Genomic DNA, 20,915 nt, shown 5'->3' on the forward strand with positions numbered 1-20,915 from the left:
ATCTAATCTCAGAAACTACACGAACTAACCAATGAACCCAAACAAACTCGCTCCATTTCTTGCTTTTTTACTCTTTTTCACCTCTTGCAAGGGACATGAAAAACAAGATGACATTGTAAAAAACAATCCTGAAGATACAATAAAGCATTTCATTATTGGCTATCATATGCTTGTTCCAAAATTGAAGGAAATAAGAACCTATGAAATGATTGGCGGCGAAACTTGGGACGGTCATAGGTATAGTAAAGACCCAAAAATCGATTACGAAAAAACTACTTTATTGATACTTGGAAACAGCATTTTATTTAAAGAATATTTTCCTTTTCCGTTTAACTTAGATAAACTAAAACTGATTTCCAGCAACGAATTCATGACTATCTGCAGAGACGACAATTATATTTATTACGTTTCTGATCGTACAAACTCAACACAAATTCATATTGCAGACTACAAACCAATAAATGATTTTGTTTATAAATCAAAAGATGGAGCACTTTTTTTTCTGGATGCAGAAAAATACAAACTTAATCCTGTAAAAATAAATGTCGATGAAAATTCGATTAAACATTTAGCCGGAAATTATTATTCGGATAAGAACGGTTTGTACTTTTTTGGTGCACATTATAAAAAAAACGTACAAAGCAATCAAAGAGATTATATTGAGAAATCTGAAAAGATAATTGATGCAAAAAACGTTGTGCCTTTCATTTCAAAACACTATTTAACTTTTGGAAATCAGGTTTTTGCAATAGATGACGATGAAATAAAGAAGCTGGATCTTAATCCTAAAAAACTAATTGAAGTTTATTTCTGGGATAGGCAATCCTTAATTACGGATGGAAAAAATGTATATAGCAATTCAAATTACGGTTATGACGACAACCGAAATGAAAAAGGTACTTATGGATTTTTATTTCCGTCACTATTTTCTGGAAGTAATCTGCAAAAAATATATCCACAATCGTTGCCTTTTGCGAACGAAAACAATTCGATTGTTTTTAATAAGGGGCGCTCTTTTAATTCGATAGAATTAGCCGTGGTAATTAATAACGAGAATTATATTTTGTCAAATAAAAAGAAAATAAAAACAGGCAAAATGTTATTTTATCATTCTGAAACCAAGACCAATGGGGATTTTGATGAAAAATACCTGAAAATCTTTAAGAATCAATTTCTTCAATACAAAAATGTACTCTATTTTGATGATCGTCCTGTAGAAGCTTCAAAATTGGATTTGAAAAATTTAAGACAAATTGAAAACTCCAACTACCTTACAGATGGAAAATCAATATTTTATACTGGTGGTATTACAGGAATGAAGTTAATTAAAAAAAATGGCGCAGAATATGCCGTTCTTGATGAACGAATTATAGAAAACGTCTATACAAATGAAATGAAAGCTATAAATCCTGATTTGCTTTCTGATGGAATTACTCTTATAAGCAGAAATCAAAAAGCAACAATAAAAGAGCTAAAACTAAATGTAAAAATTGCCGAATAAGCTCAAGAAAAAATCTAAAAATGTAATCATGGAAAACTTCGACTGGACATCCTTTACAAAGAAAATAGCAATTAAAGCTAAAATCAGCGACATTTATAACGCCTGGACAATAGCTAGTGAATTAGAAAAATGGTTTCTCGAAAAAGTTTCTTTTTTTGATGCGAATCAGGGAGCTATCAGCAAAGACGAAAATGTTTCAGAAGGCAGTACTTATGAATGGCTTTGGCATTTATATAAAGATGGAATGAATGGAAAAATTACGTCTGCTAATGGAGAAGATTATTTGCAATTTACATTTGAAGGAAATTGTCTTGTCGATATAAAATTGAGCGAAACCAATGGTTATACAATTGTCGAACTTCGTCAGCACAATATTCCGACAGATGATAATTCGAAAAAATTCATTAGACTGGGCTGTTCTAACGGCTGGCATTTTTATCTGACCAATCTTAAATCAGTTTACGAAGGCGGATTGGATTTACGAAATAGGGACGAGAATTTGGATCCTATGATTAATAATTAAAAATGGGATATACTTTTTACAATGCTGAAACAGAGATTTTATATGAAATAATTTGTGTTTCAAAATCACGCCACAACGCATTCCATATTTTTTTCTTCCATAATCTTCATATCGATTATTTTTTGAGCAACAGTTCCTCTTTCAAATAAACGAATGAATTTAAAAACGGCGCTAGCAAAATACCCAGGATTAGAAACCAATCGGGCGATTTCTGTTATTCTTTTGTCTCTTAATTTTATGCAAGCTTCTTTTTCATTTTCAGGAACTGCTACAAATTCGGTGGCAAATTTCCATGCCCCATTTCTCGCGGTTTCCATGCTGAAATCAATAAAGAAATTATCTACTTTACCTGTAAATTTTAATATCCACGTAAGTGTTGGCCAAATTTTGATCAAACATTTTTCGACACTACCAACCAAATTGCTGAGAATGAAGTTTATTTTATCAAAATCAGCTTTTAAATCTTCGATGTCTTCAACTGTACTGACTTCTGCCGAAGCAATTCCTAAATCGAGGTTAATATGAGCGTTGATTCCGAGCAATAAATGCTGCAAAACTATAGGCCAAAATTTTTCGGCCTGTTCAAAAGCAAATGCCCAGCATTCAGATGGTTTTTCTTTGGCTTGGTACTGATAATACGCTTTCAAATACCGATTCGCGAAAATAACATCCAATTTTTCCATTCGCTCGCCATTTTGAAATGAACCAGCCAAAATACCTTCTTTTATTCTTACTGTAACTTCGCGATATAGAATAGCAAATAGACCTAAATTGCTTTGATCTATTTTTGATTTTTCTATTATTTCATCTAATAAAAAAATTACTTCATCTATAGTATTGGCTTGTTTCATACTCATTCAGAATTGGTTGCGGTTAAATTGAGAAGAACGAATTTAATTATTTTTATCATCTGATGAAGTTAAAATTAAAAAACATCCCGCAAGAAAATCTTCTACGGGATGTTTCTATATGGAAAAAATAGATTACACTTCTTCGACTTTTAAAATCTCTAATTTTAAATTTCCTTTTTTAGCTGGCCATTCAATAATATCGCCCTCTTTGTAGCCAACCATTGCAATACCTTCATCAGAGAGTACCGAAATTTTATTTTTGCTAACTTTTACTTTTTCAGGACCAACTAAAAGGATTGTTTTTTCTACGTTATTAATATGATCTTTGTAGGTAACTTTTCGATCTATTGAAACAATATCTTCAGGCAGGTTTTTTCTCAATACCTGAGTAGCATGTTTTAATTCGCTCAATAATAATTCTTCTTCTCGTGGTGTTACCTTTTTTCTTCGTACGTGATCTTTAATTAAATCGTATGTTCCTGTTGTTAAAATAATATTTTGTGTCATAATTTTCGTGTTTGCTTCAATTTTTCAAATAATGATACACAACTCTTCACTGAATATTTTGCTGCTCAATCTAATTCAGTGATATCTCATCCCGAATGAAAATTGAAGGTTAATAAATGAGCAATATAAATGGGAGGATCCCTGTCTAGAGTTTTGACAGGGCAAAAGGAATAAACTCTTTTGAGCTTCTTAAAAAGGTATCGTCATGCAAATACAATAATGTGCACATCAAGCACATTAAACAGCTATTTACTAAATAAAAATTTGCAGTGACCATTTATTTTGAATTCTAATCTTTCTGCAATATACGCTTTTTTTCTTACAAAAAAGAGGCAAGTAAGTAACAATTTGTATAGAGTTAACTTTATTCAGCTTTTGCAAAATATTTTCTTCTTCATCTTCAAAGTTAGAAACTTTTTCTTACTTTTGAAAATATACAAACCACATTTTCAACATTATACAATGTTGCATTTTCAAGAATAGCTTATAATTCCAAAACCTCAAAAAAGCAAAATATGATTAAAAAATCCATTTTATCTGTTTTAGTTGTTTTACTATTGGTTTTAAATTCCTGCAAACAGGAGCCAAAAGAAACACCTGCCCCATTAATAGACGTAAAAACTTTCTTCAAAAATGGAGAAAAAAGCTCTTTCCGAATTTCGCCAGACGGAAATTATTTTAGCTATCGTGCCGATTACAAAGGAAAAACCAACATTTTTGTTCAAAAAGTAAACGACACTAAAGCTGTTCGTGTAACAAACGATACTTTACGAAGCATTTTCAATTATTTCTGGAAAGGTGACCGAATTGTTTATGCGCAGGACGTGGGCGGAGACGAAAATTTTCAGCTTTTTTCGGTAAAAGCTGATGGAACTGACTTAAAAGCTTTAACGCCTTTTCCAGGCATCAGAAGCGATATTACAGATGCTTTGATTGATATTCCAGGAAAAGAAAAAGAACTGATTGTACAGATTAATAAAAGGGTAAAAGAATACTTTGATCCTTATATTTTAAATGTTGAAACCGGAACTTTGACGTTGCTTTACAACAACAAAGAAAACTTTGACGGCTGGGTTACAGATAATAACGGAATTATTCGTCTAGCTTCAAAAACAGATGGTGTCAACATTACGTGGAATTACAGAAACTCCGATAAAGAACCTTTTACACCTTTGATTACAACAACTTTCAAAGATGTTTTTACGCCAGCATCTTTTGATAAAAACAATAAAAACATTTATGCGTTGAGCAATATCGGAAAAGATAAAGTGGCTTTGGTTGAATACGATCCTGTTGCCAAAAAAAATGTAAAAGAACTTTTTTCAGACAGCAAATATGATTTAGACGCCATTAACTACGATCGAAAAAAACAAGCTTTGACTTCTGTTGACTGGGAAGCCGAAAAACAGGAAAAACATTTTTTTGATAAAGATTGGGAAGCAATCCAGAACAATCTAAAAAAACAGATTGAAGGCTACGAAACTGAAATTGTAAGCTACGATGATGCCAGAACAAAAGCTATCGTTTGGGCTGGCAACGACCGAACTCCAGGGAAATTTTATCTATATGATTTCAAAACTTCAAATGTAAAAGAAGTTGCTGATCCTTATCCTTGGATTAAAGAAAATCAAATGAGCCACATTAAACCTGTTACTTATAAATCAAGAGATGGTTTAGAAATTCACGGTTACTTGACGCTTCCGTTGGGAATTGAGCCAAAAAATCTGCCGGTGATCATCAATCCGCATGGCGGACCTTGGGCTAGAGACGGTTGGTATTTCAATCCGGAGGTTCAGTTTTTGGCCAATCGCGGTTATGCAGTTTTACAAATGAATTACAGAGGAAGCACAGGTTACGGAAAGAAATTTTGGGAAGCCAGTTTCAAACAATGGGGAAAAACAATGCAAGACGATATTACTGATGGTGTTGAATGGCTAAAAAAAGAAGGCATCGCTGATGAAAACCGAATTGCCATTTACGGCGGAAGCTATGGCGGTTACGCAACACTTGCCGGAATCACCTTTACTCCTGATTTATATGCCGCAGCAGTGGACTATGTTGGTGTCAGCAATTTGTTTACATTCATGCATACGATTCCGCCTTATTGGACACCTTATTTGGATCAGTTTCACGAAATGGTTGGCGATCCAAAAAAAGATAGTTTATTACTTGCCTCTGCATCTCCTGCTTTGCATGCTGACAAAATAAAAACGCCATTATTCATTGCCCAAGGAGCAAACGATCCGAGAGTGAATAAAGCCGAAAGCGATCAAATGGTCGAAGCATTAAAAAAACGCGGTGTTGTTGTAGAATATATGGTCAAAAATGATGAAGGACACGGTTTCAGAAACCAAAATAATCGTTTTGATTTTTATGGCGCTATGGAAAAATTCTTAGACAAACATTTGAAGCAAAAGAAATAAAGTATACTTAGTTTTGAAAAGTATAAAAAGCTGCAGAGAAATATTTTTCTGTGGCTTTTTTTATTTCATAAAAACTCATTCAAATACTTAAAACCATAGATGTGATAGTGTCCTTCTTCGAAATAATAGAAAAACTGTCACTCTGTGAGATTCAAAAAATAAACAAAACAAAAAACCTTAGAATCTTAGTATCTTAGAACCTTAGCAACTTTTCTCTAAAAAATTCCCTAATTTCGCCCTCCAACAAGAAATGAAAAAATGAAGGTCTGTATTGCTGAGAAACCGAGTGTAGCACGTGAAATCGCATCCGTTTTGGGTGCCAATACCAAGCACGATGGTTATTACGAAGGCAATGGTTATGCCGTGACCTACACTTTTGGACATTTATGTACTTTGAAAGAACCCAACGATTACAAACCCCATTGGAAAAGCTGGGATTTGAACAATCTGCCAATGCTTCCTGAGAAGTTTGAGACCAAAGTCGTTCAGAATTCGGGAATCCAAAAACAATTTAAAATCATTAAAAGTCTTTTCGATAAAGCCGAAGTGGTTATAAACTGCGGGGATGCCGGACAGGAAGGAGAATTGATTCAGCGCTGGGTAATGAATGAAGCGCATTATAAAGGCGAAGTACAGCGCTTATGGATTTCGTCCTTAACAACAGAAGCTATAAAAGAAGGTTTTGAAAACTTAAAACCCTCAACAAATTACGATAATTTATTTTATGCCGGATTTTCCCGCGCCATTGGTGACTGGCTTTTAGGCATGAATGCAACGCGGTTGTATACCGTAAAACATGGCGGTTACAAACAAGTTTTGTCTATCGGACGTGTGCAGACGCCAACACTGGCGATGGTTGTAGATCGTTTTAGAGAAATCGAAAACTTCAAACCACAACCGTATTGGGAATTGCAGACTTTGTACAGAGAAACGCTTTTTAGTTATGAAGAAGGTCGCTTTTTAAACAAAGAAGACGGAGAAATTCTGGCCGAAAAAGTAAAAGAAAGTGATTTCGAAATTGTTTCGGTTGATAAAAAAAACGGAAACGAATATGCGCCAAAACTTTTTGATTTAACGGGATTACAAGTATATTGCAACCAAAAATTTGGATTTTCGGCAGAAGAAACGCTGAAAATTGCACAGACTTTGTATGAGCAAAAAGTAATCACGTATCCCAGAGTTGATACGACTTTTTTACCTGGAGATATTTATCCGAAAGTGCCGGGAATTCTGCAAAAATTAACTAATTATGCCGAATTAACCCAGCCCATTTTAGAGAAAAAAATCAAAAAATCGCCAAAGGTTTTCAACGATAAAAAAGTAACTGATCACCATGCAATTATTCCAACTGGAATTCAAAATAATCTACCGTACAATCAGCAACAAGTTTATGATATAATCACAAAACGTTTTATTGCCGTTTTTTATGATGATTGTTTGGTTGCCAACACTACAGTAATAGGAAAAGCGGCCGAAGTAATGTTTAAGGCGACAGGAAAAGAAATTCTGAAAAAAGGTTTCCGCGTGGTTTTTGAAGATCCAAATGCAAAAGAAAAAGAACCGGATTTATTGCCGAGTTTTGTTGTAGGCGAAAAAGGCCCGCATGAACCTTCATTTCTTCAAAAAGAAACCAAACCGCCAAATCAATTTACGGAAGCAACTTTACTGCGTGCGATGGAAACCGCTGGAAAACAAGTTGACGACGAAGATTTACGTGAATTGATGAAAGAAAACGGAATTGGGCGTCCGTCTACGCGCGCGAATATTATTGAAACTCTTTTCAAACGTCAATATATTGTTCGAAATAAAAAACAGGTTTTACCTACTTTAACCGGAATTCAATTGATTGATACGATTCAGAATGAATTGGTCAAATCGGCTGAACTTACCGGAACTTGGGAAAAACAATTGAAAGATATCGAAAAAGGTACTTTCACCGCCGCAGCGTTTATCAGAAACATGAAACGTATGGTTGAAGCTTTGGTTTATGAAGTCCGAAGCGAAACCAAACACGCTAATATTTCTCATGCAGCAACAATCCAAAAACCTGTTGTAAAAGCAGAAAAAGAAAAAAAGAAATCTTCCGGAATAGCAGCAGAAACTTGTCCGAAATGCCAGAAAGGAAATCTGATTAAAGGAAAATCGGCTTTTGGATGCAGTGAATATAAATCGGGTTGTGATTTTGTGTTGCCATTTGTTTTTCATGACAAAAAAATTACCGAAAGCCAATATTTAAGATTGGTACAAAAAGGTTCAACCGCAAACATAAAAGGTTTTAAAACCGATTCTGGAACTGTTGAAGGTTTAATCCGATTTGAGGAAAACTACAAACTGAAATTAGAGCCGAAAAAAACCGAGAAAAAAGCCGAATCAAAAGAAAGTTCTGATGCTTTGACCTGCCCTAAATGTAAAAAAGGAACCATTCTTAAAGGAAAAACGGCTTATGGCTGTGGTGAATATAAATCAGGCTGTGATTTTAAAGTTACTTTTGATGAAGTCCGAACTAAATTAAAAGATCAAAAACCAACTAAAGAATTGGTTTATTCTATTTTACAAGAAAGCGTTTAAGTTTTTTACTATTAACTACGCTAATTTTTATATTTTTTCATTCAATTTAAAAAAGATTTAAGAAGAAACTCACAGATTTTTGTCAGTGACAAAATCATTTTTATCCTTAAATCTGTGGCAAAATGCGTCTCAACTTCAAAAAAAAATAATTTGTTAAAATTTGTATAATTAGTGACAAACTTTTTTTCATACATTAGTATTATCAAAATCAAATAAATATGTTTCAAAAAATTACTCTTATTGCCTTAATCATAGCTTTTGTTTCTTGTCAAAAAAAGGAAACGGTCGAAAAAGACAAAATCAAAAAAGCAGATTGGCTAATTGGAAACTGGGAGAATTCTTCTCCAGATGGTGTTCTATCTGAAAACTGGCAAAAACTTAACGACAGTACCTTCAGTGCTTCTTCTTATTTTATAAAAGGAAAAGACACACTGCATTTTGAAACTATTATTTTGGCTCAATTAGGCGAAACATTAACTTACAAAGCTACTGTAAAAGGCCAAAATGAAGACAAACCTGTTTTCTTCCCTTCGACTTCCGAAACAGATCAAAAATTAGTTTTCGAAAATCCAAAACACGATTATCCCCAAAAAATTACATATACAAAAGGCACCAACAATACTTTGACTGCTGAAATTTCCGGGAATTTAAATGGAAAACCAAGTTCTGAGAAGTTTGTGATGACGAAGAAATAACATTTTATCTTAAGCTAAAATATGAGAATTAAAATCCTACTATTTATCAGTTTTTTTGCCGCATTGACCAGTTCACAAGCACAAAGCATTATTGCTAAAATAAATTTTCAGAATAAAAATCTAATATTTGGGAGCTTAGATAAAAATTTATATTCCTTGAATATCGATACAAAAAATACAAATTGGATTTTTAATTCTGAAAACCCAATATATAGTTCCGCAGAAATCAAAGAAAATAGGATTTTTGTTGGCGATAGCAATGCAATGGTATATTGTATTGGATCAGACGGAAAACAAATCTGGAAAACAAATCTTGGGACATACAATGCAATCGCAAATAAGCCAACTATTATAGATAATAATCTCTATGTGGCATCTGCGTCTAGTTTGTTTGTCCTTGATCCTAAAGATGGATCAATACTAGGAAAATTCTATGCTGATACGCCAATTAGTTCTCCAATTTCATATAAGGATAATGCGATTTTCATTGCTGATTCGAAAGGAAAAATATATAAATTGAGTTTAGAAGGTGCACTGATTGAATCCTATCAGGGTGCTTCTGCAGCTATTTTTAGTAAATTAACAATAGACCAAAACAATCTTTTTTTTGGAAGTAATGATATGAATTTTTATAAATTCAATCTGGATGAAAAGAAAATAGTTTCAAAAATCCCAACAAATGAATGGATTTCGTCGACTTCTGTAATAGATGGAAATTTGGTTTTCTTTAGCAACGACGGAGGTTTCTTCTATTGTCTTGACAAGACCAACATGACTACAAAATGGAAGTTTAAAGCCGCTGCAAGTATTCGTACCGAATCACTTATAATTGGCAATAAAATTTTCTTCGGAAGCGATGATAAAAACCTTTACGTTTTAGATAAAACTACAGGAAAATTAATCAAGAAATTTTTAGCAAAAGAAAAAATAAAATCAAGTCCGATACTGATCGAAAATTCAATCTATTTTGCTGATGAATCTGGTGAAGTCTATAAATTAAGTACTGATTTGACAACAATCAAAACGGTTTTTAAGACAGCAGGCGAAATTTCAAGTCCAGCACCAAAAGTGATTGAAACTGCTAAGAAATAATTCTTTATTATAGGTGATCAAATGAAAAATCTAATTATTCTCTTTTTTCTCCTTGCTATTAATCCCATTAAAGCTCAAAATTTAGCTGTTAAAGATTTGAAAAACATCATAAACAAAAACATTCCCGAATGGACAGCTTCATTTCAAAACTTTAATTGGAACGATTTTATAAAAGTGGAAGTACTGCAGATTTTGAGAACCAATTTAAAGAAGATTTTAAAAGTCTAAAGAAATTTCAAAGTATTTATAATCCTATTATTTCTTATTCAGGAGGCAAAAATAAATTTATCGATATTTACAGTTATGAACTCAATCTTGAGAAGAAAAACGGAAAATATTATTCCATAAACGATGTTGGTCAAGCAATTTATCTCTGTGATATCAATAATAAAATCTGGATTCGAATCGCGTATAACGAATACTCCAAATATTTTGATGATGTAATTTGGATTAATGAAAACCAATTTCTTTTAGTCGGATATGAGGAAAATGAGAACGATAAAAAATCGCCAATAATTTATATTGGAAATACAAAAGCGAAATCATTCGAAATTGTGATTAATAAAAACATAAAATGTTTTCAAAAAAATACTTTGTATAAATCAAAAAAGCTAAAAAATATCAAAATCGAAAATCAAAAATAAACGAACCAAAGGTTCGACAAATCTTGTAGAGCTGAACTTCAGTCCAGTTACGCAAAGATAATCTCCAAAGTATATTTAGCGAAATCCAGAAAAAACTTAGCTCCTTAGATTCTCAGCATCTTAGAACCTTAAAAAATCACTCATTCTCCCCGATTTTATTCACCATAAAAATCATCAAAATACCTAAAAGCGCCATTACTAGAAACGCCCATTTCATACTTAGATATTCAGAAATAAAACCAACCATTGGCGGAACTAATAAAAATCCGAGATAACCAATTGTAGAAATCGAAGTCAAAGCAGAACCACTACTCAAATTTGACGATCTTCCTGCAATGCTAAATACCAAAGGAACTACACAAGAAACTCCAAATCCGATCAACATATAACCAAAAATTGTTGGGTACACATAAGGCAGAATAAAACAAATTCCAAAACCTACTGTAATTAAGATTCCGCTATAAAGTAGGATTTTTTTAGTTCCAAATTTCATTACGCCATAATCACCAAAAATACGCCCTAAAGTTACGGCTGTGGCAAAAAACACAAACGCTGCGCTGGTTAATTTTGGAGACGCTTTTAATATATTTTCGAAATAAATTCCACTCCAATCGTACATGGTATTTTCACAAGCCATAGAAACAAAACAAATCAAAGCAAATTTGACTAAGTTTTTTTCGGGCATTGAAAAGAATTTCTTTTTAACCGGAACCGGTTCATTATGAATACTCATTGGATAAAAACAAGCCGTAAGTGCCATCATAAAAACGCTTACGCCCAGCAAATGATGTGCAGGCGAAATATGCTGCGTTACCATTACATAACCCAATCCGGCACCTGTAAAAATGGCGATACTCCAAACGGCATGAAAACGTGTTATAATCGATTTTGGATATAATTTTTGCACCTCGAGCGATTGTGCATTAATCGACAAATTGAAAATATTTCGGGATGCCCCAAAAATCAAAAGCACAAGAACCAATTGCCACACAAAAGCCACTAAACCAGGCAATGCAAGTACTATATTAAACATAATTGCACCTAAAAGCATGATGTAACGGCTGCTGTATTTGTTCAATAATTTTCCTGTAAATGGCATTGTCAGCATCAATCCAATCGGGAAGGCAAATAAAACTGCTCCAAACTGAGCCTCAGATAAATGCAATTGTGCTTGTATATGCGGAATTCGGGAAACCCACGAAGAATATCCAATTCCGGAAAGAAAGAAAAAAACCGTGTTAGCTATTCGATATCCTTTAGGCGTATTTTGATACTTTTTTAAGAAAGGTAAAATCATGAAGTCAATTTTCTGATTGCAAAATTAAGGCTTTTAAAAACGAACTTCTATCCTTTTCTGAGTTTTTTGTTTTTGTTCTAATGCTTCACCAGACACTTTTCTTAAAAAGCGAAATAGCGACTCAATTGTTAGGAACTGCGACCATTATATTTATCATTTCTTAATTACAGGCTAGATACCTTGGTGGGGAAAAAATAATAAAAGCAAAAAACGCCTGTAAAAGCTCGAATTAACCGATTTCTAAAAACAAATTAGAAATTGGGATTTGAAAAAATAAAGCTTAAAAAAACATTATTAATATTTATTCTAAATAAAAATTGTTAAACTGATTTTAAACTTTATATTTGCATTTAATTTCGGCAGGCAAGCAAAGTCAGCTATTCAATGATTTCTTCGGTATTAAAACTGTAAAAGAAATTTCTAAAAACTATTAATCTTAATCCTTAATTATTATGAAATCGAAAACTTTAAAAACAATTGCATTTTTATTTTTAATGTTAGTTGCTAGTCCGCAAATATTTGCCCACGCCCTTTGGATCGAAACAAAAGCTACTGGCGTAAAAGGAAAAGCACAGGAAATTTCAATTTATTTTGGAGAATTTTCAGATAACGATATTACAAAAGCAGACAAATGGTTTTCAGATTTAAAAGACTTTTCTTTAGTAGTTATCAGTCCATCAAAAAAAGAAACAAAACTTACTTCAAAAGCTTTGGACAATAAATATCAGGCATTTTTCACACCAGATGAAGATGGAGTTTATACTATCGTAATGCATCACACAGTTAAAGATGTTTACGGAACAATGAAATTAGATTACAATTCAAGCGCTACAGTTGTTGTTGGAAACAAAGCTGCAGGAAACAACATTACATCTAACACTAACAAGATTGCTGTTTTCTCAGAAAATGCAGATGTTGCAAAAAAAGATACCAAAATAACAGGCTTAGCTTCTTATGATGGCGCAATAGCAAAAGAAACAAAAATCAAAGTAATTGCTCCAAACGGCTGGGAAAAGGAATTGTGGACAAACGATAAGGGTGAATTTTCATTTACTCCTATCTGGTCAGGAAATTATATGGTCGAATATGCCCACACCGATAAATCTGCTGGAGAACACAATGGCAAAAAATACGATGAAATTTGGAAAATGGCCACTTACCAAATTACAGTAAAATAATAATACCCCTTCATTTTTAAATTAGTCTTAGTAAAAAGCCTTGTTCTTTGTGAGCAAGGCTTTTTCTGTTATACTATTGCTTCTTTTAATTCAATCTAAATAAGAAATTAAACTTCAGAAAGCAAAATCTTAAGCTAATCTTAAGATAAAAATAATACAACTTTAATAAAGAAAATACCTCTATAAATTTTGTTAAACACTATTTGCGACCTTATATTTGCAAAAAATTATTTTTATTAAATCTAAATAAGTCACATGAAACATAGTTTACTACTTGCTTTATCTTTAATAAGTTTTGGAGCTTATAGCCAAGAATTCACAAGTGCAGAAAATACCACAACTGTAAGTGATACTGTAAAAAATAAAAAAGGAGAAATCCTTAATGAAGTTGTAGTTACTAAATCTAAAGAGCCAAAACCGGTTACTGCAGTTCGTTCAGGATTAAAACCAATGGATAACCCACAAACAGTTCAGGTAATTGGTGCTGAAGTTATCGAACAGCAACAAGCTATTAGATTAAGTGAAGTCCTAAAAAACGCAAATGGTGTTTATGTAAGTTCAGCGCGTGGTGGAGCTCAGGAATCTTTTTTCTCAAGAGGTTATGATATGTCTGCCAACAATATGTTTAAAAATGGATTCCGTTACAATTCTGGTTCTATTCCAGATGTTTCAGGTTTAGATAAAGTAGAGTTCTTAAAAGGAGGTGCTGCTTTATTATTTGGAAATGTAGCTCCGGGAGGTATTTTAAATTTGGTTACTAAAACTCCTCAGTTTAAAAGTGGTGGAGAAGTTTCTATGCAAATAGGAAGTTATGCTTATTACAAACCAGCTTTTGATTTTTATGGCCCTCTTTCTAAATCTATTGCTTTTAGAATTAATGGTTCTTATGAAAATTCAGAAAGCTTCAGAGATGTTGTAAAAAATGAGCGTTTGTATATTAATCCATCTTTGCTTTTTATCATCAATCCAAAAACTCAAATTACTGTACAAGGAGATTATCTAACTGCAGACTGGACTCCGGATTTTGGAACAGGAATTATTAATAAAGATATTTTAGACTTACCTCGAAATGCTTTTTACGGAGCGCTTTGGTCAAACGGAAATACTAAATCTTCAAGTGCTTCTGTATTATTAAATCACGATTTTAATAAAAACTGGAAGTTAAACTTCAACTCTTCTTTTCAAACTTATGATAGAGGAAGTTACTCAACAGCGCAATTATCAGGTTTAGAAACTTATGCAACTCCAGGTGACTGGAACAGAGGTTTAACTAAAAATAAAAACTTAGAGCAAATTTTAGGAGATCAATTGAGTTTACAAGGAAACTTTAATACTGGATCTGTAAAACATCAGATTTTTACCGGTGCTGATTGGGAAAACTCATTTGCAACAGCATATACTTTTACTTTCAATGAGAAATATGTAATAACAGGTACAAAAAATGGTCAGCCTGTTTATGGGCCAACACTTTATGACACCATAAACTTATTTACCTTTAATCCGGCAAATCAAAGAATGGATGTTCCTACAACAGACCGAGCAACTCAAATTGCAAAAACAGAAACAAATCGATTTGGAGTTTATTTTCAGGATTTAATTTCAATTACAGAAAAATTCAAAATACTTGCAGGAGTTCGTTGGTCTTGGCAGGAAGCTGAAGTTTCAACTTACAAAGAAACTTACGTAAATAATAAACAAACGGTAGCACCAGAAGATGCTGTACCAACTGTTACACCAAAACGTTTAGATAATGCTTTTTCTCCAAAAGCTGGATTAGTTTATCAACCAACAAAAGAGATTTCATTATTTGGTAGTTACTCAAATTCTTTTACACCAAATACAGGAACAACTGTTGATTTACAACCAATAAAACCTTCTATTATTGATCAATATGAAGCTGGTGTAAAAACAGACTGGTTTAAAGGTTTATTGACAACAAACGTTACTGTTTACCAAATCACAAACAGCAATTTGGCTCAAATGGCTCAATACAAAGCCGATGGATCTGAAAATTTAGATACTAGTATCAAAGTTTTGAGTGGAGAAACTAAAAGTAAAGGAGTTGAAATTGACGTAACAGCACATCCTGTTGAAGGATTAAACATTATTGCAGGTTACAGCTACAACGATATGCGTTATACTAAAACATCTGGATTGACAGGGAGTTTTGTTGAAGGCGACCGTGTAGCAAGAACTCCTGTTAACACAGCGAATTTAAGTTTCTTCTACACATTACAAGATGGCTTCTTTAAAAATGTTTCACTTGGAGCAATTGCAAACTACATTGGTGACAGAATTGGTGGATGGAACAACCAATATGATCCTACTAAACCAGGAGGAATCTGGGATAGAGAAGTTCCTCTAAAAGGTTATACAACAATCGATGTTTCAGCAGGATATACTTGGAAAAAATTCTCGATTCTTTGCAAATTATCAAATATTACAAACGAACTTAATTACACAGTTCACGAAAATTATAGTGTAAACCCGATTGCACCTCGTCAAGTTATGACAAGTTTACGATACAAATTCTAAATTTTTGAATTAGATTTTAATTTGTTAAAACTTTTTCTACTCTTCATTTTGAAAAACAGCAAAAGTTTTGGTTTAAATTTCACTAAAAACCTCATTTAGCAATAAATGAGGTTTTTATTTTTACAAAAGAAAGTGCTTTAATTATCTTTACTTTTGTTTTAAATTATCCACTAAAAACAAAACCAAATTGTATGTCAGATTCCAAACAAAACCAATTAAAAAAAACACTCGGATTAAGTTTTAACATCGCAGTATTAATTGGCGGAACAATTGGAGTCGGCATTTTGCGCACACCAGGAGCTATTGCCGGATTATTAAATAATTACTGGCTGATTCTTGCCTCGTGGATTTTTGGAGGCTTATATGTTTTATTAGGAGCTAACTCTTATTCAGAATTGGCTACAATGCTTCCAAAAGCCGGCGGATCTTATAATTATATCAAAAGAGCTTTAGGAGAATATGCAGGTTTTTTATCTGGTTGGTATGATTATATAGTTAATGCCATTCCGCCAGCATTTTACTGCATTGTAATTAGCGAATACATTATTATTTTATTTCCTGAATTGAGCAATTATTCGACTGTAATTTCGATTTCTTTATTGGTCTCTTTTGTGTTGCTGCATTTGAGTGGCGTGAAAAACGGAAGTGTAATTCAGCAAATTACTAGTTTTTTAAAAGTGATTTGTTTTGTAGCCTTGGTTGTGGCTTGTTTTATGTATTCTGGAGTTCAAGTTCCTAAAATTGAAACTGATAATTCAATCTTTCAAATTGGTTTATTATTCGGATTTTTTAAATCGCTACAACTTATCATCGGAACTTATAATGGCTGGAATGCCGTTTGTTTTTTTGCTGAAGAAAATGACGATCCAGGCAAAAATATTCCGAAATCATTATACAGCGGAGTTTTGCTTGTTGTTGCTATTTATGTTTTGGTAAATGCCGCTTTTTTTCATGTTTTGCCAATTGAAACTTTAGCAAAATCTAATTTGGCTGCTGCCGATGTTGCCAAGGTTCTTTTCGGAGAAAGTGGTGCCAAAATCGTAACGGTGATTTCGATTTTCTCTTTAATCAGCATTTTGAATGCTTTTATGATGATTCCACCAAGAATTTTGTACGGATTAAGCCGTGACGGATTTTTTATTGAAAAAGGAACTCAAGTCAATAAAGGCGGAACACCAATTGTAGCGCTTTTGGTTTCGTCGCTTTTTAGTTTGTTTTTAATCTGCATTGGTTCTTTTGAAGTACTGTTTTCTTTTGCCGCTTTTATCTCAATAATCGTTTGGGGACTGGCGTATTATTCTCTTTTGAAATTAAGAACCACAGAACCTGATTTACCAAGACCTTATCGTTCTTTTTGGTATCCCTGGACAACTATAATTGCAATAATATTTTCTATCGCATTACTTGCGGGATTTATTTACAGTGATCCTAAAAGCTTTATTATTATTGTTGGTATTGCAATAGCTTCTTATCCTTTATTTTTGATTTTGAAAAGAAAGAAATAACATATTTTTTTCTTTTCAGAAGAGAACAACACAATCTTGTCATTCCGAGGAACGAGAAATCTCCGCAAGTGGCTCGACAAAGATTGTTGATTCTGATTGTGGAGTTTCTCGCGGAGATTCCTCGTTCCTCGGAATGACAAACTGCATGTATAAAAACAGCAAACCCGACAGGTTTTCGAAGCCTGTCGGGTTTTATTTTATAAACTAAGTTTGATTCTTATTTCAAACCAGCCAAACTCTGCTCGATTGTAGCAATTTTTGCCAAAGCATCGGCTTGTTTTTGTTTCTCTATATTTAAAACTTTTTCCGGAGCTCCGTTTACGAATTTCTCGTTTGAAAGTTTTGCTTCAACAGATTTCAGGAATCCTTTTGTGTAATTTAATTCTTCTGTCAGCTTTTTGATTTCAGCTTCAACATCTATATTTCCTGTAATCGGAATGAAATATTCATTTGATTTTACACGGAAAGACAATGCTCCGTCTACTTTTTCAGAAACATATTCGAAAGCCGAAACGTTCCCTAATTTCGTTATAATTGAATCAAAATACGTTGAAACATTCTCACTGTTGATTCCTTTTAATTCGATTGCATCTTTAAACGGAATATTTTTATCTTTTCTGATCGTTCTGATTCCAGAAATTACTTCAATTGAGTTTTCAAAATCAACAATTAATTTTGCATCAAACGATTTTAATTCTGGCCAAGTCGATACGATTAAAGCTTCTTCCGGAGTTCTTTCAGCAATTAATTGCCAAATTTCCTCTGTCAAGAAAGGCATAAATGGATGTAATAATTTCAAATTACTTTCTAACATTTCGATCGCTTTCGCGAAAGTTACGCTGTCAATTGGCTGTTGGTAAGCAGGTTTGATCATTTCCAAAAACCAAGAACAGAAATCATCCCAAACCAATTTGTAAATTGCCATAAGAGAATCTGAAATTCTGTATTTTTCGAAGTTATCTTCAATATCAACTAAAGTCTGCTGTAATTTTGCTTCGTACCATTCGATTGCCACTTTTGATGATTCTGGCTGTGGAATAGTTTCTGAAACTTCCCAACCTTTAATCAATTTAAAGGCATTCCAAATCTTGTTTGAGAACGCTTTTCCTTGATTACACAATTCTTCATCAAACATAATATCGTTTCCTGCAGAAGCACTTAAAAGCAATCCAACACGAACTCCATCAGCTCCAAAAGCATCGATTAAATCTAAAGGATCAGGAGAATTCCCTAATGATTTAGACATTTTACGACGTTGTTTGTCACGTACTAAACCTGTTAAATATACATTTGTAAATGGTTTTTCTCCCGCATATTCATAACCTGCAATGATCATTCTCGCAACCCAGAAAAACAAAATATCCGGACCAGTTACTAGGTCGTTTGTTGGATAGTAATATTTATAATCTGGACTTTCCGGATCCATAATTCCTCCGAAAACAGACATTGGCCAAAGCCAAGAAGAAAACCACGTATCTAAAGCATCAACATCTTGTTTTAAGTCAGATGTTGTAAGTGAGTTATTAGATGTTTTTTCTTTTGCTAAAACTAATGCATCTTCGATATTTTCTGCAACTACGAAATCTTCTTTTCCGTCTCCGAAATAATAAGCTGGAATTTGTTGTCCCCACCATAATTGACGAGAAATATTCCAATCACGAATGTTGTTCAACCAATGCGCATAAGTGTTTTCAAAACGTTTTGGATGTAATTTAATGTCTCCTGTTTCTAAAACCGACTTAATTGCCGGTTTTACTAAATCTTCCATTTTCAAAAACCACTGATCCGATAATCTTGGTTCGATTACGGCTTTTGTTCTTTCAGAAGTACCAACTTTATTTAAATGGATTTCGGTCTTCGCCAAAGCTCCAATTTCTTCCAGTTCTTTTTCAATTTCTTTACGAACTACGAAACGGTCTTTTCCTTGATACTGCAATCCGAAGCTATTTAATGTAGCATCTTCATTAAAAATATCAACGATTTCAAGATTGTGCTTTTCTCCTAACGTTTTATCGTTCATATCGTGCGCAGGCGTTACTTTCAAGCATCCTGTTCCGAATTCAACATCTACATATTCATCTTCAATAATCGGAATAACTCTTCCGCAAATTGGAACGATAGCTTTTTTACCTTTTAAATGAGTAAAACGCTCATCATTTGGATTGATACAGATTGCAGTATCACCAAAAATAGTTTCAGGACGCGTTGTAGCAATAGTTAAGAAATCTTCTGAACCTTCAATTTTATATTTTAAGAAAAATAATTTTCCTTGTTGTTCTTCGTAAATAACTTCTTCGTCAGATAAAGTTGTTTTTGCTTCCGGATCCCAGTTTACCATTCGGTATCCTCTGTAAATTAATCCTTTGTTGTATAAATCTACAAACGATTTTATTACAGATGCTGACATATCAGGATCCATAGTAAATTTGGTACGTTCCCAATCGCATGAAGCACCTAATTTCTTAAGTTGTTCCAAGATTGTTCCGCCATATTTATCTGTCCATTCCCAAGCATGTTTTAGGAATTCTTCGCGAGTCAAATCGTTTTTATTGATTCCTTCTGCTTTTAATTTCGCCACAACTTTTGCTTCAGTAGCAATCGATGCGTGATCCGTTCCCGGAACCCAACAAGCGTTGAATCCCTTAAGACGAGCTCTACGAATTAAAACATCCTGAATCGTATTATTCAACATATGTCCCATGTGAAGGACTCCAGTGACGTTTGGCGGCGGGATTACAATGGTGTACGGTGTTCTATGATCTGGTTCTGAATGAAAATAATTGTTTTTCATCCAGTAATCATACCATTTACTCTCAATCGTCTTAGCGTCAAATTGTGCTGGAATTGTCATTTATATATGTTTAATCGTTTATTTGTTTAACCGTTTATTCGGCTTTGATCATTGGAATGCAAAATGAACTTATTTATTTGTTTTTTGTTTTAAAAACATCGCTTACAAATTAATCATTACGATTAAACAAATAAACGATTAAACAGTTAAACAAAACTTTGGTTCAATTTTTGTAATTATAATTGACAGCAAAAGTAAATAATTAAAGACACTATAAAAAGCGAATTATTAATTTGTGTGTTAATTAAAAGAATGTATATTTACTTACAATTTAAAATAATTTCAAATGAAAAATGTTGCCTCTTTTATTGCAATCGTATTGTTTAGTGCAATCGGTTATTCGCAAAACGGCCCAAAAATTGAATTTGCAGCCCAGGACAATACTATTGATTATGGAAAAATTTCGAAAAGTGATAATGGAGTTCGCTCCTTTGAATTCACAAATACTGGCGATGCTCCGTTAATGATCATTGGTGCAGAATCAACTGTGAGTTCTATTGTGGTAACTAAACCTACTGCGGCGATACAGCCTGGAAAAAAAGGTAAAATTGATGTAAAATATAATATGGCTTCTGGCCCGATTCGTAAAACAATTACTGTTGAAACCAACGCTGTCAATTATCCTGACGGAAGAGTTGCCTTAAAAATCAAAGGTGAAGTTTTATAAAAATTTTTAAACCTAAAAATAACAAAAGCCGTTTCTAATTCAAGAAACGGCTTTTTAATTATGCAAATTAGAATCTTA

Annotated in this window: 15 protein-coding genes; 11 read left to right on the plus strand and 4 right to left on the minus strand. The window is 33.2% G+C overall.

What is annotated here, in order from left to right; all coding sequences use genetic code 11:
* Positions 1-31: 31 nt before the first annotated feature.
* Positions 32-1,501, plus strand: coding sequence for a hypothetical protein (locus FN795_RS05180; RefSeq protein WP_142449672.1), 1,470 nt, complete (start codon positions 32-34; stop codon positions 1,499-1,501).
* A 28-nt stretch (positions 1,502-1,529) separates the two neighbouring features.
* Positions 1,530-2,024 (plus strand): SRPBCC family protein, encoded by a 495-nt coding sequence (locus FN795_RS05185; protein ID WP_142449673.1) that lies wholly within the window; start codon positions 1,530-1,532, stop codon positions 2,022-2,024.
* Between the two features lie 65 nt (positions 2,025-2,089).
* Here the strand turns inward: FN795_RS05185 and FN795_RS05190 are convergent, their stop codons facing one another.
* Together FN795_RS05190 and FN795_RS05195 are read right to left on the minus strand one after the other, a co-directional pair.
* The gene (locus tag FN795_RS05190; RefSeq protein WP_244289943.1) at positions 2,090-2,875 is read right to left on the minus strand and encodes a DUF5995 family protein; all 786 of its coding nucleotides are present in this window, start codon (positions 2,873-2,875) and stop codon (positions 2,090-2,092) included.
* 132 nt (positions 2,876-3,007) lie between these two features.
* Positions 3,008-3,382, minus strand: a complete 375-nt coding sequence (locus tag FN795_RS05195) for a GreA/GreB family elongation factor (protein ID WP_142449675.1) — start codon at positions 3,380-3,382, stop codon at positions 3,008-3,010.
* Positions 3,383-3,897: 515 nt separating this feature from the next.
* Between FN795_RS05195 and FN795_RS05200 the strand changes: the two genes are divergently transcribed.
* The 5 genes from FN795_RS05200 (at position 3,898) to FN795_RS05220 (ending at position 10,804) form a co-directional block, all read left to right on the plus strand.
* Entirely contained in the window at positions 3,898-5,805 is a 1,908-nt protein-coding gene (locus tag FN795_RS05200; RefSeq protein ID WP_142449676.1) for a S9 family peptidase, read from the plus strand.
* Positions 5,806-6,063: 258 nt separating this feature from the next.
* Positions 6,064-8,373: a type IA DNA topoisomerase gene (locus FN795_RS05205; protein ID WP_035649018.1), complete on the plus strand. Its 2,310-nt coding sequence runs from the start codon at positions 6,064-6,066 to the stop codon at positions 8,371-8,373.
* A gap of 218 nt (positions 8,374-8,591) precedes the next feature.
* Entirely contained in the window at positions 8,592-9,068 is a 477-nt protein-coding gene (locus tag FN795_RS05210; protein ID WP_142449677.1) for a DUF6265 family protein, read from the plus strand.
* Between the two features lie 156 nt (positions 9,069-9,224).
* Positions 9,225-10,160, plus strand: a complete 936-nt coding sequence (locus FN795_RS05215; protein WP_167498052.1) for a PQQ-binding-like beta-propeller repeat protein — start codon at positions 9,225-9,227, stop codon at positions 10,158-10,160.
* A 155-nt stretch (positions 10,161-10,315) separates the two neighbouring features.
* Complete coding sequence (locus tag FN795_RS05220; protein WP_142449679.1) at positions 10,316-10,804, plus strand: hypothetical protein; 489 nt, start codon at positions 10,316-10,318, stop codon at positions 10,802-10,804.
* Between the two features lie 136 nt (positions 10,805-10,940).
* Here the strand turns inward: FN795_RS05220 and FN795_RS05225 are convergent, their stop codons facing one another.
* Complete coding sequence (locus FN795_RS05225) at positions 10,941-12,101, minus strand: MFS transporter (RefSeq protein ID WP_132988599.1); 1,161 nt, start codon at positions 12,099-12,101, stop codon at positions 10,941-10,943.
* A 452-nt stretch (positions 12,102-12,553) separates the two neighbouring features.
* Here FN795_RS05225 and FN795_RS05230 point away from each other — a divergent pair, with 452 nt between their 5' ends.
* The 3 genes from FN795_RS05230 to FN795_RS05240 all read left to right on the plus strand — a co-directional run bounded on the left by FN795_RS05230 (position 12,554) and on the right by FN795_RS05240 (position 17,319).
* Positions 12,554-13,279 (plus strand): DUF4198 domain-containing protein, encoded by a 726-nt coding sequence (locus FN795_RS05230; RefSeq protein WP_142449680.1) that lies wholly within the window; start codon positions 12,554-12,556, stop codon positions 13,277-13,279.
* 255 nt (positions 13,280-13,534) lie between these two features.
* Positions 13,535-15,814 carry a TonB-dependent siderophore receptor gene (locus FN795_RS05235; RefSeq protein ID WP_142449681.1) on the plus strand — a complete coding sequence of 760 codons (2,280 nt, stop codon included), beginning with the start codon at positions 13,535-13,537 and terminating at the stop codon, positions 15,812-15,814.
* A gap of 191 nt (positions 15,815-16,005) precedes the next feature.
* The gene (locus tag FN795_RS05240; RefSeq protein ID WP_142449682.1) at positions 16,006-17,319 is read left to right on the plus strand and encodes an APC family permease; all 1,314 of its coding nucleotides are present in this window, start codon (positions 16,006-16,008) and stop codon (positions 17,317-17,319) included.
* A gap of 217 nt (positions 17,320-17,536) precedes the next feature.
* On the opposite strand, the gene FN795_RS05245 is transcribed toward FN795_RS05240, so the two are convergent.
* Complete coding sequence (locus FN795_RS05245; protein ID WP_142449683.1) at positions 17,537-20,170, minus strand: valine--tRNA ligase; 2,634 nt, start codon at positions 20,168-20,170, stop codon at positions 17,537-17,539.
* Between the two features lie 286 nt (positions 20,171-20,456).
* On the opposite strand from FN795_RS05245, the gene FN795_RS05250 reads away from it, so the two are divergent.
* Positions 20,457-20,837: a DUF1573 domain-containing protein gene (locus FN795_RS05250; protein WP_142449684.1), complete on the plus strand. Its 381-nt coding sequence runs from the start codon at positions 20,457-20,459 to the stop codon at positions 20,835-20,837.
* The last annotated feature ends 78 nt before the right edge of the window (positions 20,838-20,915 follow it).

Source organism: Flavobacterium resistens (assembly GCF_900182645.1).
Classification (GTDB): domain Bacteria; phylum Bacteroidota; class Bacteroidia; order Flavobacteriales; family Flavobacteriaceae; genus Flavobacterium; species Flavobacterium resistens.

Coding starts and splice junctions, on each gene's coding strand:
- FN795_RS05250 (WP_142449684.1), top strand. CDS start 20,457: ATGAAAAATGTTGCCTCTTTTATTGCAATCGTATTGTTTAGTGCAATC.
- FN795_RS05230 (WP_142449680.1), top strand. CDS start 12,554: ATGAAATCGAAAACTTTAAAAACAATTGCATTTTTATTTTTAATGTTA.
- FN795_RS05180 (WP_142449672.1), top strand. CDS start 32: ATGAACCCAAACAAACTCGCTCCATTTCTTGCTTTTTTACTCTTTTTC.
- FN795_RS05185 (WP_142449673.1), top strand. CDS start 1,530: ATGGAAAACTTCGACTGGACATCCTTTACAAAGAAAATAGCAATTAAA.
- FN795_RS05190 (WP_244289943.1), bottom strand. CDS start 2,875: ATGAAACAAGCCAATACTATAGATGAAGTAATTTTTTTATTAGATGAA.
- FN795_RS05245 (WP_142449683.1), bottom strand. CDS start 20,170: ATGACAATTCCAGCACAATTTGACGCTAAGACGATTGAGAGTAAATGG.
- FN795_RS05235 (WP_142449681.1), top strand. CDS start 13,535: ATGAAACATAGTTTACTACTTGCTTTATCTTTAATAAGTTTTGGAGCT.
- FN795_RS05200 (WP_142449676.1), top strand. CDS start 3,898: ATGATTAAAAAATCCATTTTATCTGTTTTAGTTGTTTTACTATTGGTT.
- FN795_RS05205 (WP_035649018.1), top strand. CDS start 6,064: ATGAAGGTCTGTATTGCTGAGAAACCGAGTGTAGCACGTGAAATCGCA.
- FN795_RS05210 (WP_142449677.1), top strand. CDS start 8,592: ATGTTTCAAAAAATTACTCTTATTGCCTTAATCATAGCTTTTGTTTCT.
- FN795_RS05240 (WP_142449682.1), top strand. CDS start 16,006: ATGTCAGATTCCAAACAAAACCAATTAAAAAAAACACTCGGATTAAGT.
- FN795_RS05225 (WP_132988599.1), bottom strand. CDS start 12,101: ATGATTTTACCTTTCTTAAAAAAGTATCAAAATACGCCTAAAGGATAT.
- FN795_RS05195 (WP_142449675.1), bottom strand. CDS start 3,382: ATGACACAAAATATTATTTTAACAACAGGAACATACGATTTAATTAAA.